Annotated in this window: 1 protein-coding gene; it reads left to right on the top strand. The window is 49.4% G+C overall.

Features of this window, described 5'->3' with window-relative positions:
• Positions 1–51 precede the first annotated feature (51 nt).
• The coding region (locus JX325_RS16765) for a DEAD/DEAH box helicase family protein (protein WP_204792162.1) at positions 52–1,384 on the top strand (1,333 nt) is incomplete at its 3' end.

Below are 1,384 nucleotides of genomic sequence, written 5' to 3'. Positions count from 1 at the left end.
CATATGATGGGACAGGACGAATTCTGTCGGGATGTTGTGGGGATCTACCCCATGCTGGAGGATGATCGAACCTGGCTTTTGGCGGTAGACTTTGATGAAGAATCGTGGAGGGAAGACACTTCTGCTTTCCGCGAAACCTGCCTTGCCTTTAACATTACACCCGCCGTAGAACGCTCCCGCTCAGGGAATGGAGCACACATTTGGTTTTTCTTTTCTGAGCCTGTTTCCGCTGCGGATGCCCGTCGATTGGGGAGCGGGCTGTTGACGCAGGCAATGGCCCGCCGACACGAACTGCAGTTCAAATCCTACGATCGGTTGTTCCCTTCTCAGGACACTGTCCCAAAAGGCGGGTTTGGAAATCTGATTGCCTTGCCTTTTCAAGGCCAAGCTCGGCAAAAAGGCAATACGTTATTTGTCGACGAACAGTTTATGCCATATGAAGATCAGTGGTCATTTCTCTCTGCCCTGCCTAAAATCACGCCGGAAAAATTGGCGGACATGGTGGGAAAGCTGTGCGGCAACGGAGAAACAGGAGTATTGCTGGAATCTGTAGAGCCAAAACCGTGGCCATTAAGGCGGAAAACGCCGGAACTGCATCGCGAAGATTTTCCGATACAAGCCCGGCTCATGATTTCAAATCTCTTGTATGTTGATAAATATGGCTTTTCACAAAAGGCGTTAAATACAGTCAAACGCTTGGCCGCATTTCGGAATCCTGAATTCTATAAAAAGCAAGCCATGCGCTTGCCCGTCTACAATATACCCCGCGTGCTTGATTGCAGCTACGAAGATCCGGATTTTATGGGAATCCCCAGGGGGTGCTTTGAGCCGTTGAAGGATCTGCTTGACACATATGATACTCCATACATTTTAGCGGATCAGCGTCAACCTGGACAGCAGATCAGCGTTGCTTTTCGTGGGGAACTCCGCCAGGAACAAATACCGGCAGCTAAGGCTCTTTTGTCCCATGACATTGGTGTCCTGTCCGCGACTACAGCTTTTGGTAAAACAGTGGTAGGCGCGTATTTGATTGGGCAGCGCAAAGTTAACACCCTGATCCTGGTCCACTCCAGCGCACTTCTGGAACAGTGGAAAGCATCGCTGGAAAATTTTCTTGATGTTCAGGAACCCTTGCCGGAGCAACCCAAGCGGCGTGGCCGAAAGAAACGAATCGAGCAGATTGGCCAAATCGGTGCGGGGAAAAACACGCGGGGTGGTATCATTGATATTGCCATTATGCAATCCCTTTTTGAGGGTGAAGAAAAAGACGTAAAGCCTTTTGTTTCGGAATATGGGATGGTCTTGTGCGATGAGTGTCACCATTTAGCAGCCTTTACCTTTGAAAAAATCATGCGGGAAGTGAAAGCTCGATATATCTATGGCC

This window comes from Oscillibacter sp. CU971, assembly GCF_905219725.1.
Classification (GTDB): domain Bacteria; phylum Bacillota; class Clostridia; order Oscillospirales; family Oscillospiraceae; genus Oscillibacter.
This window is presented reverse-complemented; position numbering and strand designations above follow the sequence as displayed.